The sequence below is a fragment of the Rhodococcus sp. I2R genome, from assembly GCF_020889545.1.
GTDB lineage: Bacteria > Actinomycetota > Actinomycetes > Mycobacteriales > Mycobacteriaceae > Rhodococcoides.
Genome location: NZ_JAHUTG010000007.1, coordinates 247,130 through 261,382, shown reverse-complemented (window position 1 = coordinate 261,382; position 14,253 = coordinate 247,130). Strand labels below are relative to the sequence as shown.

The window sequence follows — 14,253 nt, the reverse complement described above, 5'->3', positions numbered from 1 at the left end:
TCGTCGGCATACTGCACGGCTGCTTACGCCACCACACCGAATACGACGAACACACCGCCTGGGCACACCGAACCGCGCAACAGCCCACCGCCGCTTGACAAATTACGGACCTGGGATGTCTAGGGCGCCTGGGTAACGAGTTCGGAACCGTCGAGTGATTTCCCAGGTCAGACCATGGCCGTGTACCCTCCAAGGGTTGCTGACGCAACGACCCTCCTGCCACGGATCGTCCGTGGCCGTTTTCACTAGTCCACAGGAGGTGATGAGGTCTTATGCGTCATTACGAATTGATGGTCATTCTCGACCCCAATCTGGACGAGCGCACTGTCGCTCCGTCACTCGACACGTTCCTCAACGTCGTTCGCAAGGACGGCGGCAGCGTCGACAAGGTCGATGTCTGGGGCAAGCGTCGTCTGGCCTACGAGATCGCCAAGCACGCCGAGGGCATCTACGCCGTTGTGAACATCAACGCCGAGCCTGCCACCGTGAGCGAGCTCGACCGCCAGCTCGGTCTCAACGAGTCCGTTTTGCGCACAAAGGTCCTGCGACAGGGCAAGTAATTGTCGTTGCTCGCCTCTAGGCTGGCATCAACAAAGACTTCTCTACTGAAAGAGGAACCATGGCAGGCGAGACCGTCATCACCGTCGTCGGAAACTTGACGGCAGATCCAGAACTTCGCTTCACCCCGGCCGGTGCGGCCGTGGCCAACTTCACTGTTGCGTCCACTCCGCGCACGTTCGACCGTCAGACCAATGAATGGAAAGACGGAGACGCCCTCTTCATGCGCTGCAACATCTGGCGTGAAGCTGCGGAGAACGTGGCCGAGAGCTTGACCCGTGGGGCACGAGTAGTCGTGACCGGCCGGCTCAGGCAGCGTTCCTATGAAACGCGTGAAGGCGAAAAGCGAACTGTCGTCGAGCTCGAAGTCGACGAGATCGGTCCATCTCTGCGCTACGCCACTGCGAAGGTCAACAAGGCCAGTCGCGGTGGGGGTGGCGGCGGAGGCGGCTTCAGTGGTTCCTCGGGTGGATCGGGCGGAGCGCGCCCGGCCTCGAAAGCGGGATCCAATTCCGGTGGAGACGATCCGTGGGGCAGTGCTCCCGCGGCGTCCGGCTCCTTCGGCGGATCTCGCGGCGGGGACGACGAGCCTCCGTTCTAGATCCTTCGCGATCGAGAACAACCAGATGTAACGGAGAAAGACCATGCCCAAACCGCCATTGCGCGACAAGGTGCTCAAGAAGAAAGCGTGTTCCTTCTGCAAGGAAAAGAACGCGCAGATCGATTACAAGGACACGACGCTGCTGCGTAAGTACGTCAGCGACCGCGGGAAGATCCGCGCGCGTCGAGTCACCGGCAACTGCGTCCAGCATCAGCGTGACGTGGCCGTTGCCGTGAAGAACTCGCGTGAGGTAGCTCTGCTCCCTTACGCCGCGACGGCACGATAGAAAGGGGCGATCAACTATGAAGCTGATCCTCACCGCTGATGTGGACAACCTCGGTGCGCCTGGCGACACCGTAGAGGTCAAAGACGGCTACGGCCGTAACTTCCTGCTGCCTCGTGGACTGGCCATCGCGGCCACCCGCGGCGCACAGAAGCAGGTCGAAGGCATCCGCCGCGCTCAGGAAGCTCGTGCCGTCCGCGGCCTCGAGCACGCCAACGAGCTCAAGCAGGCCATCGAAGGACTCGAGTCCGTGACGCTGTCGGTCAAGACCGCCGGCGACTCGGGCAAGCTGTTCGGTTCGGTCACCGCGTCCGACGTCGCTTCGGCGATCAAGGCAGCCGGTGGACCGGTCGTCGACAAGCGCAGCGTCGAGCTGCCGAAGGCTCACATCAAGGCAACGGGCAAGCACGACGTCGTCGTGAACCTGCACCCCGATGTGGCTGCCAAGTTCAAGCTGGAGGTCGTCGGAAGCTGATTCCACGCTTCCGGCCGATACAGCCGCAAAAAGCCCCACGAACACAACGTGTTCGTGGGGCTTTTTCGTGTCCTCCGCACCTGCGCGGCCATCAGGCCACACCCGGAATGACCCTGAGAGTGTCAGCACCGTTGTCGTGCGGGGTCACGTGGGTTTGCGGCGCAGTGAAGGGTGTCCGTGAGTAGTCGAGACCACAGAAGTCGGGGCGGAATTCAGGTTTCGAATATGGGTTACCGGTGAGAAACATTCGCGCACGCCGGATTTGTGACCAATCCCATACGCTGTGACCCAGTTCACTGCTCTGTTCACTTGGCATTTACTCAACACGCCCGAGCTGTCAACTTGGCTCGACACGCCGCTCCCAAGTTGATGCACAGGTAAAAAACTTTATGTACATGCTCTGAGCGGCAGATATGGCCGAACCTCGGAAAGTTATACCCAGGTTATCCCCAGGTGGTCAACACAGTTGTTCAGCACTGTCCACAATTGCTACACAGGTTCATCCACAGGCCGTGTTGTGACTGGAGACGAGACCACCTAACGTCCGTGCAGCGTCTCTTCGTGACGCGGCGACGGCGCCCGCGGCGCCAGCTGCATCCAGCACATCCGAGGACTGTCGGAGGCTGGCTGTACAACTGGTGTCAGGGCGTGGCCGTGTCGGGCGGTGAGGGTTTCGAGGGGAAAGGACGGTCGGTTCTCGTGGCAGTTGTGGACGATCGAGGACAGTCGGGCTATTCCTCCGAATCACCTCCCAGTGAGGCGCCGGGTGAAGACTTCGGCCGTCAACCTCCACAGGACATGGCCGCGGAGCAATCGGTTCTCGGGGGCATGCTGCTGAGCAAGGACGCCATCGCGGACGTCCTCGAGGTGCTCCGCCCCGGCGACTTCTACCGTCCGGCGCATCAGAACGTCTACGACGCGATCCTGGACCTCTACAGCCGCGGTGAGCCCGCTGACCCGGTGACGGTATCCGCCGAGCTGGATCGTCGCGGTGAGCTCAAGCGCATCGGCGGTCCGCCCTACCTGATCACGCTCACGCAGACCGTCCCGACGGCTGCCAACGCCGGCTACTACGCAGAGATCGTCGCCGAGAAGTCGATTCTGCGTCGCCTGGTTCAGGCGGGCACGCGCATCGTGCAGTTCGGGTATGCCGGCTCCGACGGCCAGGACGTTGCCGAGGTGGTCGACCGAGCACAGGCCGAGGTGTACGACGTCACCGAGCGGCGCACCTCGGAGGACTTCCTGCCCCTCGAAGAGCTGTTGCAGCCGACGATGGACGAGATCGACTCCATCGCCAGCCGCGGCGGCATCTCGCTCGGCGTACCGACCGGCTTCGCCGAACTCGACGAGATCACCAACGGCCTGCACCCCGGTCAGATGATCATCGTGGCGGCCAGGCCTGGTGTGGGCAAGGCGCTCGCGCTGGACACACCGCTACCCACACCCGATGGATGGACCACCATGGGTGAGGTCGCGGTGGGCGATCACCTCATCGACGCTCACGGAATTCCCACACGCGTGGTCGCAGCCACCGAAGTGATGCTCGACCGTCCGTGCTACGAGGTCGAATTCTCCGATGGCACAGTCATCGTCGCCGATGCGGAGCATCAGTGGCTGACCGACACCAGGGCATCGAGGAAGTCGGCACAGGCCGCGGCAGCCAGTTACAATCGCATGCGTAATCAGAAGACGTTCGCTGAGGTTCGCACCACCGAGGAGATCGCGAAGACGGTCCGATGCAAGACCAAGGATGCGCGACTCAATCATTCGGTCGGCAACTCGCAGGCAGTGCAACTACCCGAGCGCGACTTGTTGGTCCCTCCGTACACCCTAGGGGCATGGCTGGGCGACGGTTCTTCCGCTTGCGCAAAGCTCACGACCGCTGATCCCGAGATCATCACGCGCATCGAGGGGGAAGGACTCCGCGTGACGGCGTCCTCGTCTGCCGCCCTGGGGTACAGACTTCAATTGCAGTCCGAAGTGGTAGATGCGAAGGCGTGCATCGTGTGCGGCAAAGAATTCGTACCCTACCCGTTGAGTGTCCGTACCTGCGGTCACTCCTGTGGGGGTAAAGCGCGCTTCATCTCCGAGCCTGTTGAGCCTCCGACCTGCATCGATTGCGGCGCCCGTACTACAGGGCTACACCGATGCCAGAAATGCCGAAAGACAGTCGGTACGGTTCAAGCTCGGCTTCGTACAATCGGCGTCCTCGGCGACAAGCATATTCCCAACGAGTACCTGCGCAGCTCTGAGACACAACGTCGAGCGCTTCTCGCGGGTTTGCTCGACACCGATGGAACGGTCACGGCGGGCGGATCTGCGCAGTTCAGTGTCACTAGTGAGCGTTTGGTCACGGACGTTCGCGAACTCGTAGTCAGTCTCGGCTATCGCGTGCACTTGTCTACCAAGCGAGTCAAGGGACGCACCGAGGCGTCGTCCACCGCGTACACGTTGACCTTCGCTACCGACGAAGTAGTTTTCGGCCTGCATCGAAAGCAGATGTTGCACAAGGAGCGTCGGGCGACCAACTCTACAGTCCGGTCCGGCTCCCGCTTCATCGTCGACGTCCGCAAGGTCGAATCAGTTCCAGTGCGCTGCGTGGAAGTGGACAATGCCGAGCACCTCTACCTCGCCAGTGAGTCGATGATTCCGACGCACAACTCCACCTTGTCGATGGACTTCATGCGGTCGTGTTCGATCAAGCACGGCATGCCCAGTGTCATCTTCTCTCTGGAAATGAGCCGCACCGAGATCGTCATGCGTCTGCTGTCCGCCGAAGCGAAAATCAAACTCGGCGATATGCGTTCGGGAAAGATGACCGACGACGACTGGACCCGCCTGGCGCGTCGGATGAGTGAGATCAGCGAAGCGCCGTTGTTCGTCGACGACTCCCCCAACCTGACGATGATGGAGATCCGCGCGAAGGCGCGTCGCCTCAAACAGCGCAACGGCCTGAAACTGATTGTGGTGGACTACCTTCAGCTGATGTCCTCGGGCAAGAAGGTCGAATCGAGGCAGCAGGAAGTCTCCGACTTCTCGCGTCAGCTCAAGCTCCTCGCGAAGGAACTCGAATGCCCGGTGGTCGCGGTCTGCCAGCTCAACCGTGGTCCCGAGCAGCGAACCGACAAAAAGCCGATGGTGTCCGACCTCCGTGAGTCGGGTTCGCTGGAGCAGGACGCCGACATGGTCATCCTGCTTCACCGCCCCGACGCTATTGAGCGCGACGACCCGCGCGGCGGTGAAGCCGACCTCATTCTCGGCAAGCACCGCAACGGTCCGACCGCGACCATCACCGTCGCGCACCAGCTGCACCTGTCGCGCTTCGTGGACATGGCACGGGGGTAGCTGCTGGCCGACCCCGCCGCTACGAGCTACGTTCGGACTGCGCAGGAAGCAGGTGCCCCATGCGATTTCGCTTCGTCTGGAGGTATCGAATGTTGCCCGGTGCGACACCCGCCAACAGCGGTAGTCGCGCCGAGACCTCGATGCCGTGGGCCTCCAGGCCTGATACCTTGGCGGGATTGTTCGTCAGCAGTTGAACGGACGAGAGTCCGAGGTCTCGGAGAATTGCTGCACCGCCACCGTATTCGCGGCCGTCCGCTGATTCGCCGAGCTCCAAGTTTGCCGCGACGGTGTCGAAGCCTTGATCCTGCAGTCGGTATGCAGCGAGTTTCTTGACCAAACCGATGCCACGTCCTTCGTGCCCGCGCAGATATACAACCACACCACCTTCGCGACCGATTCGCTCCATCGCCGCGCTCAGCTGGGGGCCGCATTCGCAGCGCTGGGAGGCAAGGGACTCCCCTGTCAAGCACTCCGAGTGCACTCGCGCGAGAGAATGCAACCCGAGTGTGCCGCGCACGAGCGCAACGTGTTCCGCACCTGTCTCGTGATCGAGGTAGCCGATCATCCGGAACTCACCGTGCTGGGTGGGAAGAACCGTCTCGACGATACGTTCAACTCGTGCCCGCTCCGGTGCTGGTGCCGATTTCGTCATTCGTCGATAGGCGACGAGTTCGTCGATGGTCAGAACTGGCAAACCCATCTGCCGCCCCAGCGCCTCGACAGCGGGGTACCGCATCATCGAACCGTTGTCGGACAACAACTCAGCGATGACTCCGACGGCAGGCAACCCCGCCGATGCACAGAGATCCACGGCCGCTTCGGTGTGTCCCGGCCGTTCGAGCACGCCCCCGGGTCGAGCCCGCAGCGGCAGAACGTGACCCGGCCGGATCAAGTCCGCCGCAACTGTATCCGCGCTGGCCAGCACCCGCAGTGTGCGTGCACGATCCGAAGCGGAGATTCCCGTCGTGACCCCCAAGGCCGCATCGACGGTCACCGTGTAGGCGGTCTGCTTGGGATCTTGATTGTTCGACACCATCTGGGGTAGTTCCAGTGCGTCCGCGCGCGCACCGGTCATCGGTGCACACAGCAAGCCGGAAGTGTTTCGGACGGTCCACGCCACCCAGTCCGAAGTGACCCGATCTGCCGCGAGGATAACGTCGCCCTCGTTCTCTCGATCCGCAGAGTCGGTCACGAACACAGGTTTGCCGGCACGTAGTGAATCGAGTGCCGCGTCGACCGCCCGCATCAAAGATCCACGGCAAGGCGTCGGAACTTGCTGCCGTGAAACACGATCGGCGCCACATCTGCTTTGACCTCGAGCTCGTTGATCGCCATGAGCACTATGGCGTGATCCCCAGCCGGGACCTGCTCGGTGACGGTGGCGTCGAGCCACATGCTGGCACCTTCGATGAAGACAGCGCCGTCCTCGGTGGTGACTACGTCGAGTCCCTCGAATCGGTTGCCGGTCTTCGCGGCCAGTGTGCGGGCCGCGCCGTCGTGCAACTCGCCCAGGACCGAAATGCCGATTCGAGCCGAGGTGGTGAGCTTGGGCCATGTTGTGGAGGTGTGTTGGACGCAGAACGCGACCAGTGGTGGATCCATCGACACCGCAACGAAACTCGACGCGGCCATCCCCATCGGTTTGCCGTCGATCTCCGCGCACAACGCGACGACACCTGAGGGGAACTGCGCGAACGCCGACCGAAGGACGGAATGGTCGAGCTGGGTGGTGGCCAAGGTCATGACAGATCCGATCGGGTGGACGCGGCGGCGAGCAGAGTCGATCCCCATCGGGAAACGTAGTCGCCGATCTTGGAGTCGGTGGTGTAGCTGGAGTCGATCAGATAGAGACCCGGTGCGGGGGCTGTGGCCCCGAGCTCTACCAGAACATGTTTGAGGAAGAGGTCGGGAGCCATCGCGTGCGCCGGGCCTGCACCGAGCATGAGCGGCAGCACCGTCACACCGCGCAGGCCGGTATCGCCTGCGAACTGGTCGAGAAACAGCTTGAGAACTCCGGTGTAGGTGGCTTTGAAGGTCGGACTTGCGCACACCACGAGATCGGAGGACGAGACCGTCTCCACTGCCTCCGCCACCGCGGCGTCCCCCCATCCCAACAATCCGCTGCCGAGCATGATCACGTCGACCGTCGCGTCGGGGGTCTCGCCTGTCAGCTTCTCTGCCACGCTCGTCGCGGCATCGAGGGTTCGAGAGGCCGGCTTGGGGTTGCCCGCAACCACCGTGACTTTCATGCGTGATCCTCCTTGCAGTGGGGTGAGAACTACCCAACACCGTCCGGATGTCGGCCGTGCAACCCTCCGATGGCTGGAGCATTGCGCCACTGAAGGTCGCCTCGCCAGCAGTGCTGACCTGCGCCGACGCGCGCGCCGTCCCGGAGAACGCCAAACAACGGGTCAGGCCGGGGCTGGTGGTCGCCCCAGCTTCTACAAGTTCAGCATGTCCAGGGCCCTGACGGCGACGCGTTCGAGTTGCTGCGCGGTGGCGCCGTCGCGGGCGCGTTGGGACATCCCCTGGATGACCACGCCGGTGAACTCGGCCATGTCCTCGGGATCGCAGTCCGCTGGTAGTGCACCGTCGGCAATGTTCGAGGCGATTCGTTCGGACAGCAACGTTACGTTCGCATTACGCATGTCCCGCAACCGGTCTGCGATGTGGTCGTTGGCGGGGGTCACGCCGACGGCCGAGCTGATGATCAGACAGCCACCCGGGCAGGACGTGTCCGTGTAGTGCGAGGCGGCGTCATGGAGCAGGCGTCGAATCAGTCCGCTCGCGTGGACCTCTTCGGCGAAGGCGCGATCCATGAAGTCGCCGCGAGTCGCTTTGTAGCGATCGATCGCCGCGAAAAACACGCCTTCCTTACCGCCGAATGCGCTGTAGAGAGACGGCGGGTTGATGCGCATCGCGGAGGTCAACGTGGCCACCGACGTCCCCTCGTATCCGTGCTCCCAGAACGCGAACATCGCCTGGTCGAGCGCTGTGTCCACGTCGAACTTTCGTCCCTGTCCCGGTACGCCCGCCATGCACTCTCCTGATGTCGCTTCGCACGAGATGCCTACTGCGATCAAGTCTACTCCTGTAGCGGTCGCTATGAGAATGGTTTACGGTTCGGGTACCACAGCCCCGACCGGATCGAAGGGATGGACAAAGGTGACCGAGACTCGACACACAACCACGGCCCCAACCCGGCTCGCCCGACGGCGTCCAAACGCGAAGGTCGCCATCTTCTGGATGATGCTCGCAGTGTTCGGGGTGGGAACCGTCGAATACATGGTGGTAGGGGTACTTTCGGAGATCTCCACCGACGTCCGAGTCGATACCTCCAGCGCTGGGCTCCTCGTCACGATCTACGCACTCACAGTGGTGATCGGTGGCCCGCTGCTGACGATCGCCACAACGCGGGTGCCGCGGACGCCGCTGATCATGGCACTGATGGGGCTGTTCGTCATCGGGAATGTGGGAACAGCGCTGGCACCGAGCTTTGAGGCCATGGTGGTCTTCCGGGTGATCACCGCGCTACCGCACGCAACCTTCTTCGCGCTGTGCCTGGTGTTGGCCACCTCGTTGGTGGCACCGGAGTTTCAGGGGCGGGTGATTGCCCGCGTAACGCTGGGCCTCAATCTGGCCACCGTCCTGGGCGTCCCGCTGGGCACCTTGATCGGCGCCCAACTCGGCTGGCGCTGGTCATTCGCGATCATCGCCATGTTTCAGCTAGTGGTCACCGCTGCGCTCATTGCCTCCACCCGCAACGCGGCTCCATCTCATCAAACCGGTCGTGCGACATCGGAACTGCGCGTGTTCGCCCGGGGGACGGTCCTGTGGGCAATCGGGCTCACGGCACTGAGCCAAGCAGCACTGTTCGTTGTGTTCACCTACATCGCGCCGTACCTCACCGAGCACGCCACTATCTCGGCATCGACGGTGACCGTGGCGCTGTTCATCTTCGGGCTCGGTTCGGTGGTGGGCAATCAACTCGGTGGCTACTTCGCAGACAAGGCGCTAGATCGCACGCTGTACGTCGCATTGAGCGCACTGGCGTTTTCGCTGCTGGTGCTCTTCGTCTTCGGGAGCACGCCGTGGTTCGCGTTTACCTGGATGTTCGTCCTCGGCGCCACCGGGTTCTCGATCATCCCGCCACTCGCATCGAAGCTCATCGGCGCCGCCAGCGACGCACCGCACCTCGCTGCGACGGTGAACATCGCCGGCTTTCAGCTGGCAAACGCCGCGGGTGCATGGATCGGCTCCGTCGCACTTTCCAGCGGCACCAACGTAGGCGTCCTCCCGGCAATCGGAGCTCTGCTTGCGACGGCTGCTGTGTTTCTGCTCTATGTCAGTGGGCGTAGCGCAACGGTCGAGGTGTGAGCGCGCGGCGCGAGCCCCTCATCCCTGCCACGGCAGAACAGTCAAGTCCGGCCAGATCGACGTCCACCGTTCGGCCTTGGCCTCGTAGACGTGGCGCATCGGCAGGCGCGGGTTGGGTCGAACAATGCCGTCGAACAGGTCTGCGAAACCGTGGGGAGCGTAGACCCGAGGTGTCCCGTCGGCCTCGGTTCGGACTCCGAAACAGCATGTGGTCGAGACGAAGTGGTCGATGGCGTCCTCGGAACTTCGGTACGGACTCAAGTCAGCACCGAAATGATTGGCGTACCAGAGGTGAACGCGGGCCTGATTGCGCACTTCCACATCGACGCCGAGGTCACCGAACAACTCCTCGGCCTGTTTGATGACGCGGTCCTCCGCCTCGTACGACAGATCCGAGCTATCGAAATAGAAGAAGTCGTAGTCTCGGATACCGGTCTGCGGGTCGTAGCCCGATCGGTAGTTCCAGACGGTTTGGAACAGACCACCGGCGGTGAGATACCACTCCGGCAGATCCAAAGTCGGCGCGCGCTCGAGTATCTCCGTCACGACGGAGTTCGTTCGGATGGCGGTCCAGAAGTCGTGCGGGCCCATTGGAGCATCCTGACATACAGGTACGACCTCTCGAAGTACGACACCGTGCCAGGGCAACGAGCAGCGCCGCAGTCACTCCGGTGGGGAGTGGCTACGGCGCTGCAATGCATCATGGCTACGAGAGCGGACATCCGACGGTGTAGTTCCAGTCGGTTCCGGCCGGTCCGATCACCTTGACGAGGACGGTCGTGTCTCCGCCCGCGGGCAGGTTCACTACTGCCGAACCGGTGCCCTCGTTGATGTTGTCCCCGACCTGGCCGGTGCTGTAGACGAGGCCACCCTGGTAGTACACATCGATGATGTCCGGGATGTTGTATGTCTCGTAACGAAGTACGAACGAGGTTGGGCCGCCCCGGCCCAGGTCATGCACGGTTTGCGTGACTCCGGGACCGCCGGCGATGGTGTCCTGATTGCACAGCTGCCGCGGTGCGATCGAGCCTGTTCCCGGCAGGCTGTTGATGATCGAGCTCCCGCTGTTGAGAATGCTCCTCGCGCCGTCGACGATGCTCCCGCCGTCGAGAATGGCGCTGCCACTATCCAGAATGGCGCTGCCACTGTCGATTGCGGCCTCGACGCTACCGGTGCTCGGTTGCGCCGCGGAGGTTCCAGGGGCGAGTAGGGCGACGAAGCCCGCGGCAGCCGCGACTACCAGAGAACGGCGTATTCGATTATTGTTCAACATATTTGCTCCGCACTGGATGAGGTTCGTGTCGTGAGCAATGGTTGCATCGACACCTGCCTGGCGGATATCCGTCGATTGGACTACTTCACATCGTCGCGATTACACGGCGCGCCTGAGCTGCGCGACCATCCAGTCGAGACCCGCTTCCACCGCCGCCCGTGTATCGGGGGTATCGATCATGGCGTCGAAGCCGTGGCCGGCGCCTGCCACAGTCAGCACCTCGAGCGGTGCTCCGACCGTGGATGCTTGGGCGAGGAAGTCCGCCTGACCGCCGACGAAGTCGGGGATCTCGTTTTCGACCAACGTGATGCGCGTCGGAACGGTCGCTACCCCACGTATTGCGTGCTCCGGGTCGGGCCAACCGGGGGTACCGGGGCCAGGGAGTACCGGATAGGTCAACTCGACGCAGCGCAGCCAGGGCTGGGGATCGGCCAGGAACGGGTACGCGAGCGGACCGCCTCCCGAGAAGAACCACAGACCGATGGCGCTACCGTCGACCTCGGGACGTGACCGCAGTTGCTCCACAGCCGCAGACACCGTGCGCAGAGCCTCCGGATAGAGAAATCCATCGGTGAGTTCGTGGTCTACGACGCCCGCCACGACTCCGCGTCGGGCAAGATGGCTGGCATAGTCGTGGTAGAAGTTCGAATCACGCGGCATCACTTCGGGTTTCGCTGGGTACAAGCCATGAACCAGCAGCACACACGCCGACGGTGGTGGGCTGTCGGGCAGGTAGACGTCCAGCACACCATCGCGAATGGGTGCCACGGAATCGACGGGAAGTACCAGGTGCGGGCCACTCGGCTCGTGCAAAGCAGGGTCCTTTCGTGGACGTCGGGTGATCTTCAGCATTGCTCGTTCGCAAGAACGTGTCCAACAAATATCGCCGTCGGAATGTCGAATCTATCGAGCCAGGAACTCGCTGGAGACGACGTGCGCGTGAAAACGGGCCACGGCCGCGGTGGGGCGGTATTGGCCAGTCACGAGTGCGACTTCTCGCCCGCGGTGGCCCGTCAACGGGACGGTGACGACACTCGGGTCGGTGGACTCCGCTACCGGCAGGAGTGCGACTCCGAGTCCGCTGCCGACCAGTGCTCGGATAGTGTCGATCTCGTTGATTTCGAACGGAACTCGCGGCCGGAAGCCCGCCTCGGCGCTCCAGTTGTCGAGGAGTGTGCGCAAGTGAAAGCTCGGCGGGCTGGCTACGAACGACTCGTTTGCCAGCTCCTCGATGCCGACGGTCTGCCTCTGGGCAAAGGGGTGTGTCCGGCTTACGTGTAGACAGATCTGCTGACTACCGAGAATCACGGCGGGGAGGTCGCCCGGTGGCGGGATCATCACCGCCACGTCGAGACGGCCCTCACGCAACATCGTCGCCAGGGCCTGACCGTGAGCTTGAACCAGGTGAACCCGAATGCGCGCCGCGGATTCGTGAAACTGAGCGAGCAGTGTCGACAGCGAGCGGGGGCCGAGAGTCAACGGGAACCCGAAGCGCACCAGTCCGCTGTCTGGATCGGCGTCGGCTCGAACTGCCGAGACCGCATCGTCCAACTCGCGAATCGCGTTGTGGGTGCGTTGAAAGAACTCATGCCCCGAGGTCGTCAGTGCCACCCCGCGGCCGACGGGCTGAAACAGGGCGAGCCCGAGGATCCTCTCGAGCGATCGCAGTCGTCGGCTCACCGAGGACTGCGGGACTCCAAGCAGTTCGGCGGCGCGGGTGACGTGCCCTTCGGCGGCCACGGCGTCGAAAGCAGTGAGTAGTGGCGCGATCGACTCGGGCCCGAAATGCATGTCTTCATCCATATTCGGATCATAAATCTATTGAAAGATCATTGGACGGATGAATATCTGCTCGGAAGCATGGCAGGTGAATCGGCGAGCAGATCGGAAACTAACCATGGACAAGCAATCGGAACCACTGGACGTGCTGCTCATCGGTGGCGGCATCATGTCCGCCACCTTGGGGACGCTCATCGCAAAGACAATGCCGAACAAATCCACTGCGCTTGTCGAACGACTCGACGACCTGGCCGGGGAGAGCTCAGGGTCGTGGAACAACGCCGGTACCGGGCACGCAGGACTGTGTGAACTGAACTACATGCCCGATGCAGATGACTCGTCGAAACCCGAGGTCATCGCGAACCAGTTCGCGCTCACCCGAGACTTCTGGGCCGCGCTGATCGAGAGCGGCGACGTCGCGGCGTCTTTCCTCAGCTCGGTCCCACACATGAACGTGGTGTTCGGGGACGAGGACGTCGAGTATCTCCGTCGGCGATGGACCACGCTCCGATCGCACCCTGCATTCGCGGCGATGGAGTACACCGAGGACCCGCAGGTCGTGCACCGCTGGGCACCCTTGCTCATAGAGGGCAGGGTGTCAGCAGAGCGCGTCGCCGCCACCCGTGCTCCGGCCGGGACAGACGTCGACTTCGGTGCACTCACACACTCACTGACGCAATCGATGTCCACCAACGGGTGCCGGATAGACACCGGTTGCGAGGTGACGCACCTCGAACGGGGACGTGACGGGATCTGGACTGTGTCGGGCCGTTCGATGCACGGAGGCAGGAAGTTTCGTGTTCGGTCACGGTTCGTGTTCGTCGGCGCCGGTGGATATGCATTGCGGTTGCTGCAGAAGGCCCGCATTCCCGAGATCCGCGGCTACGGCGTGTTCCCGTTCGGGGCCGAGTTCCTCCGAACGGACGATCCCGCGGTCGTCGACCGACACCGGGCAAAGGTCTACGGCAAGCCCTCGCTCGGTGCACCGCCAATGTCGCTACCGCACCTGGACACGCGCATCGTCGACGGCGCTGCGTCACTGATGTTCGGGCCGTACGCGACCTTCAGTACGCGGCTGCTCAAACATGGTCGGTTGCGTGACCTGTTCACCACGATTCGCCCATCGAACCTGCCGATTCTGCTGTCTGTCGGTGCGCAGAACCTCTCTCTGGTGCGGTATCTCGTCGGACAACTGCTGGCGACGCGAAGAACGAAGTTTACGGAACTGCAGAAGTTCTATCCGGATGCGAACCCAGCCGATTGGTACCCGATCTCTGCGGGGCAACGTGCGCAGCTGATCAAACCGAAGTCACGGATCTCCGGCGAGTTGATGTTCGGGACCGAGATCGTCACCGGTGCAGACGGAACCATCGCAGGACTGCTCGGCGCCTCCCCAGGCGCGTCCGTGGCGCCGTCGGCGATGATCGAAGTCTTGGAGCGATGCTTTGACGAGGACCGAGCAACGTGGGAGCCGCGTCTGCGAGAGTTGCTACCGGGAACCTCCCTCGCGCCGTACCGGTGAGGAAGAGCGCCTGAGTTCTTCGGTTCGCTAAGTTCTACGG

At 62.7% G+C, this 14,253-nt stretch carries 15 protein-coding genes; 7 read left to right on the top strand and 8 right to left on the bottom strand.

From position 1 onward, the window contains the following. Positions 1-272 precede the first annotated feature (272 nt). The 5 genes from rpsF (at position 273) to dnaB (ending at position 5,262) form a co-directional block, all read left to right on the top strand. The gene (gene rpsF / locus KVY23_RS09915; protein WP_075839311.1) at positions 273-560 is read left to right on the top strand and encodes a 30S ribosomal protein S6; all 288 of its coding nucleotides are present in this window, start codon (positions 273-275) and stop codon (positions 558-560) included. Between the two features lie 59 nt (positions 561-619). Continuing rightward, a complete protein-coding gene (locus tag KVY23_RS09910) occupies positions 620-1,159 on the top strand; it encodes a single-stranded DNA-binding protein (RefSeq protein ID WP_230556262.1) in 540 nt (179 codons plus the stop codon). A 43-nt stretch (positions 1,160-1,202) separates the two neighbouring features. Next, positions 1,203-1,445 (top strand): 30S ribosomal protein S18, encoded by a 243-nt coding sequence (gene rpsR, locus KVY23_RS09905; protein ID WP_072805029.1) that lies wholly within the window; start codon positions 1,203-1,205, stop codon positions 1,443-1,445. A 16-nt stretch (positions 1,446-1,461) separates the two neighbouring features. Further along, positions 1,462-1,917, top strand: a complete 456-nt coding sequence (gene rplI / locus KVY23_RS09900; RefSeq protein ID WP_206508751.1) for a 50S ribosomal protein L9 — start codon at positions 1,462-1,464, stop codon at positions 1,915-1,917. 699 nt (positions 1,918-2,616) lie between these two features. Further along, positions 2,617-5,262 carry a replicative DNA helicase gene (gene dnaB / locus KVY23_RS09895; RefSeq protein ID WP_230556261.1) on the top strand — a complete coding sequence of 882 codons (2,646 nt, stop codon included), beginning with the start codon at positions 2,617-2,619 and terminating at the stop codon, positions 5,260-5,262. A 19-nt stretch (positions 5,263-5,281) separates the two neighbouring features. On the opposite strand, the gene ribA is transcribed toward dnaB, so the two are convergent. From ribA to KVY23_RS09875, 4 genes are all read right to left on the bottom strand, one after another. After that, positions 5,282-6,508 (bottom strand): GTP cyclohydrolase II, encoded by a 1,227-nt coding sequence (ribA, locus tag KVY23_RS09890; RefSeq protein WP_230556260.1) that lies wholly within the window; start codon positions 6,506-6,508, stop codon positions 5,282-5,284. Continuing rightward, positions 6,508-7,005, bottom strand: coding sequence for a flavin reductase family protein (locus KVY23_RS09885; protein WP_230556259.1), 498 nt, complete (start codon positions 7,003-7,005; stop codon positions 6,508-6,510). Before KVY23_RS09885 ends, ribA begins: the two co-directional genes overlap by 1 nt. Beyond that, positions 7,002-7,511, bottom strand: coding sequence for an NADPH-dependent FMN reductase (locus KVY23_RS09880; protein WP_075839308.1), 510 nt, complete (start codon positions 7,509-7,511; stop codon positions 7,002-7,004). Before KVY23_RS09880 ends, KVY23_RS09885 begins: the two co-directional genes overlap by 4 nt. 192 nt (positions 7,512-7,703) lie before the next feature. Next, on the bottom strand, positions 7,704-8,300 hold the full coding sequence (locus KVY23_RS09875; RefSeq protein ID WP_230556258.1) for a TetR/AcrR family transcriptional regulator: 597 nt from the start codon (positions 8,298-8,300) through the stop codon (positions 7,704-7,706). Positions 8,301-8,427: 127 nt separating this feature from the next. Between KVY23_RS09875 and KVY23_RS09870 the strand changes: the two genes are divergently transcribed. Further along, entirely contained in the window at positions 8,428-9,639 is a 1,212-nt protein-coding gene (locus KVY23_RS09870; protein ID WP_230556257.1) for an MFS transporter, read from the top strand. An 18-nt stretch (positions 9,640-9,657) separates the two neighbouring features. Here the strand turns inward: KVY23_RS09870 and KVY23_RS09865 are convergent, their stop codons facing one another. From KVY23_RS09865 to KVY23_RS09850, 4 genes are all read right to left on the bottom strand, one after another. Beyond that, a complete protein-coding gene (locus tag KVY23_RS09865; RefSeq protein WP_230556256.1) occupies positions 9,658-10,230 on the bottom strand; it encodes a nucleotidyltransferase family protein in 573 nt (190 codons plus the stop codon). 115 nt (positions 10,231-10,345) lie between these two features. Beyond that, complete coding sequence (locus tag KVY23_RS09860; protein WP_230556255.1) at positions 10,346-10,912, bottom strand: hypothetical protein; 567 nt, start codon at positions 10,910-10,912, stop codon at positions 10,346-10,348. Between the two features lie 99 nt (positions 10,913-11,011). Next, positions 11,012-11,725: an alpha/beta hydrolase gene (locus tag KVY23_RS09855; protein WP_230556254.1), complete on the bottom strand. Its 714-nt coding sequence runs from the start codon at positions 11,723-11,725 to the stop codon at positions 11,012-11,014. A gap of 90 nt (positions 11,726-11,815) precedes the next feature. Next, positions 11,816-12,715, bottom strand: coding sequence for a LysR family transcriptional regulator (locus tag KVY23_RS09850; RefSeq protein ID WP_230556253.1), 900 nt, complete (start codon positions 12,713-12,715; stop codon positions 11,816-11,818). 94 nt (positions 12,716-12,809) lie between these two features. Here KVY23_RS09850 and mqo point away from each other — a divergent pair, with 94 nt between their 5' ends. Next, positions 12,810-14,213: a malate dehydrogenase (quinone) gene (mqo, locus tag KVY23_RS09845; RefSeq protein ID WP_230556252.1), complete on the top strand. Its 1,404-nt coding sequence runs from the start codon at positions 12,810-12,812 to the stop codon at positions 14,211-14,213. Positions 14,214-14,253 lie beyond the last annotated feature (40 nt).

Bases quoted from the DNA above. Each gene is read 5' to 3' on its own strand.
- KVY23_RS09860 (WP_230556255.1), bottom strand. From the start codon at position 10,912: ATGTTGAACAATAATCGAATACGCCGTTCTCTGGTAGTCGCGGCTGCC.
- rplI (WP_206508751.1), top strand. From the start codon at position 1,462: ATGAAGCTGATCCTCACCGCTGATGTGGACAACCTCGGTGCGCCTGGC.
- ribA (WP_230556260.1), bottom strand. From the start codon at position 6,508: ATGCGGGCGGTCGACGCGGCACTCGATTCACTACGTGCCGGCAAACCT.
- rpsF (WP_075839311.1), top strand. From the start codon at position 273: ATGCGTCATTACGAATTGATGGTCATTCTCGACCCCAATCTGGACGAG.
- KVY23_RS09875 (WP_230556258.1), bottom strand. From the start codon at position 8,300: ATGGCGGGCGTACCGGGACAGGGACGAAAGTTCGACGTGGACACAGCG.
- mqo (WP_230556252.1), top strand. From the start codon at position 12,810: ATGGACAAGCAATCGGAACCACTGGACGTGCTGCTCATCGGTGGCGGC.
- KVY23_RS09865 (WP_230556256.1), bottom strand. From the start codon at position 10,230: ATGGGCCCGCACGACTTCTGGACCGCCATCCGAACGAACTCCGTCGTG.
- KVY23_RS09880 (WP_075839308.1), bottom strand. From the start codon at position 7,511: ATGAAAGTCACGGTGGTTGCGGGCAACCCCAAGCCGGCCTCTCGAACC.
- KVY23_RS09910 (WP_230556262.1), top strand. From the start codon at position 620: ATGGCAGGCGAGACCGTCATCACCGTCGTCGGAAACTTGACGGCAGAT.
- KVY23_RS09850 (WP_230556253.1), bottom strand. From the start codon at position 12,715: ATGGATGAAGACATGCATTTCGGGCCCGAGTCGATCGCGCCACTACTC.
- KVY23_RS09885 (WP_230556259.1), bottom strand. From the start codon at position 7,005: ATGACCTTGGCCACCACCCAGCTCGACCATTCCGTCCTTCGGTCGGCG.
- rpsR (WP_072805029.1), top strand. From the start codon at position 1,203: ATGCCCAAACCGCCATTGCGCGACAAGGTGCTCAAGAAGAAAGCGTGT.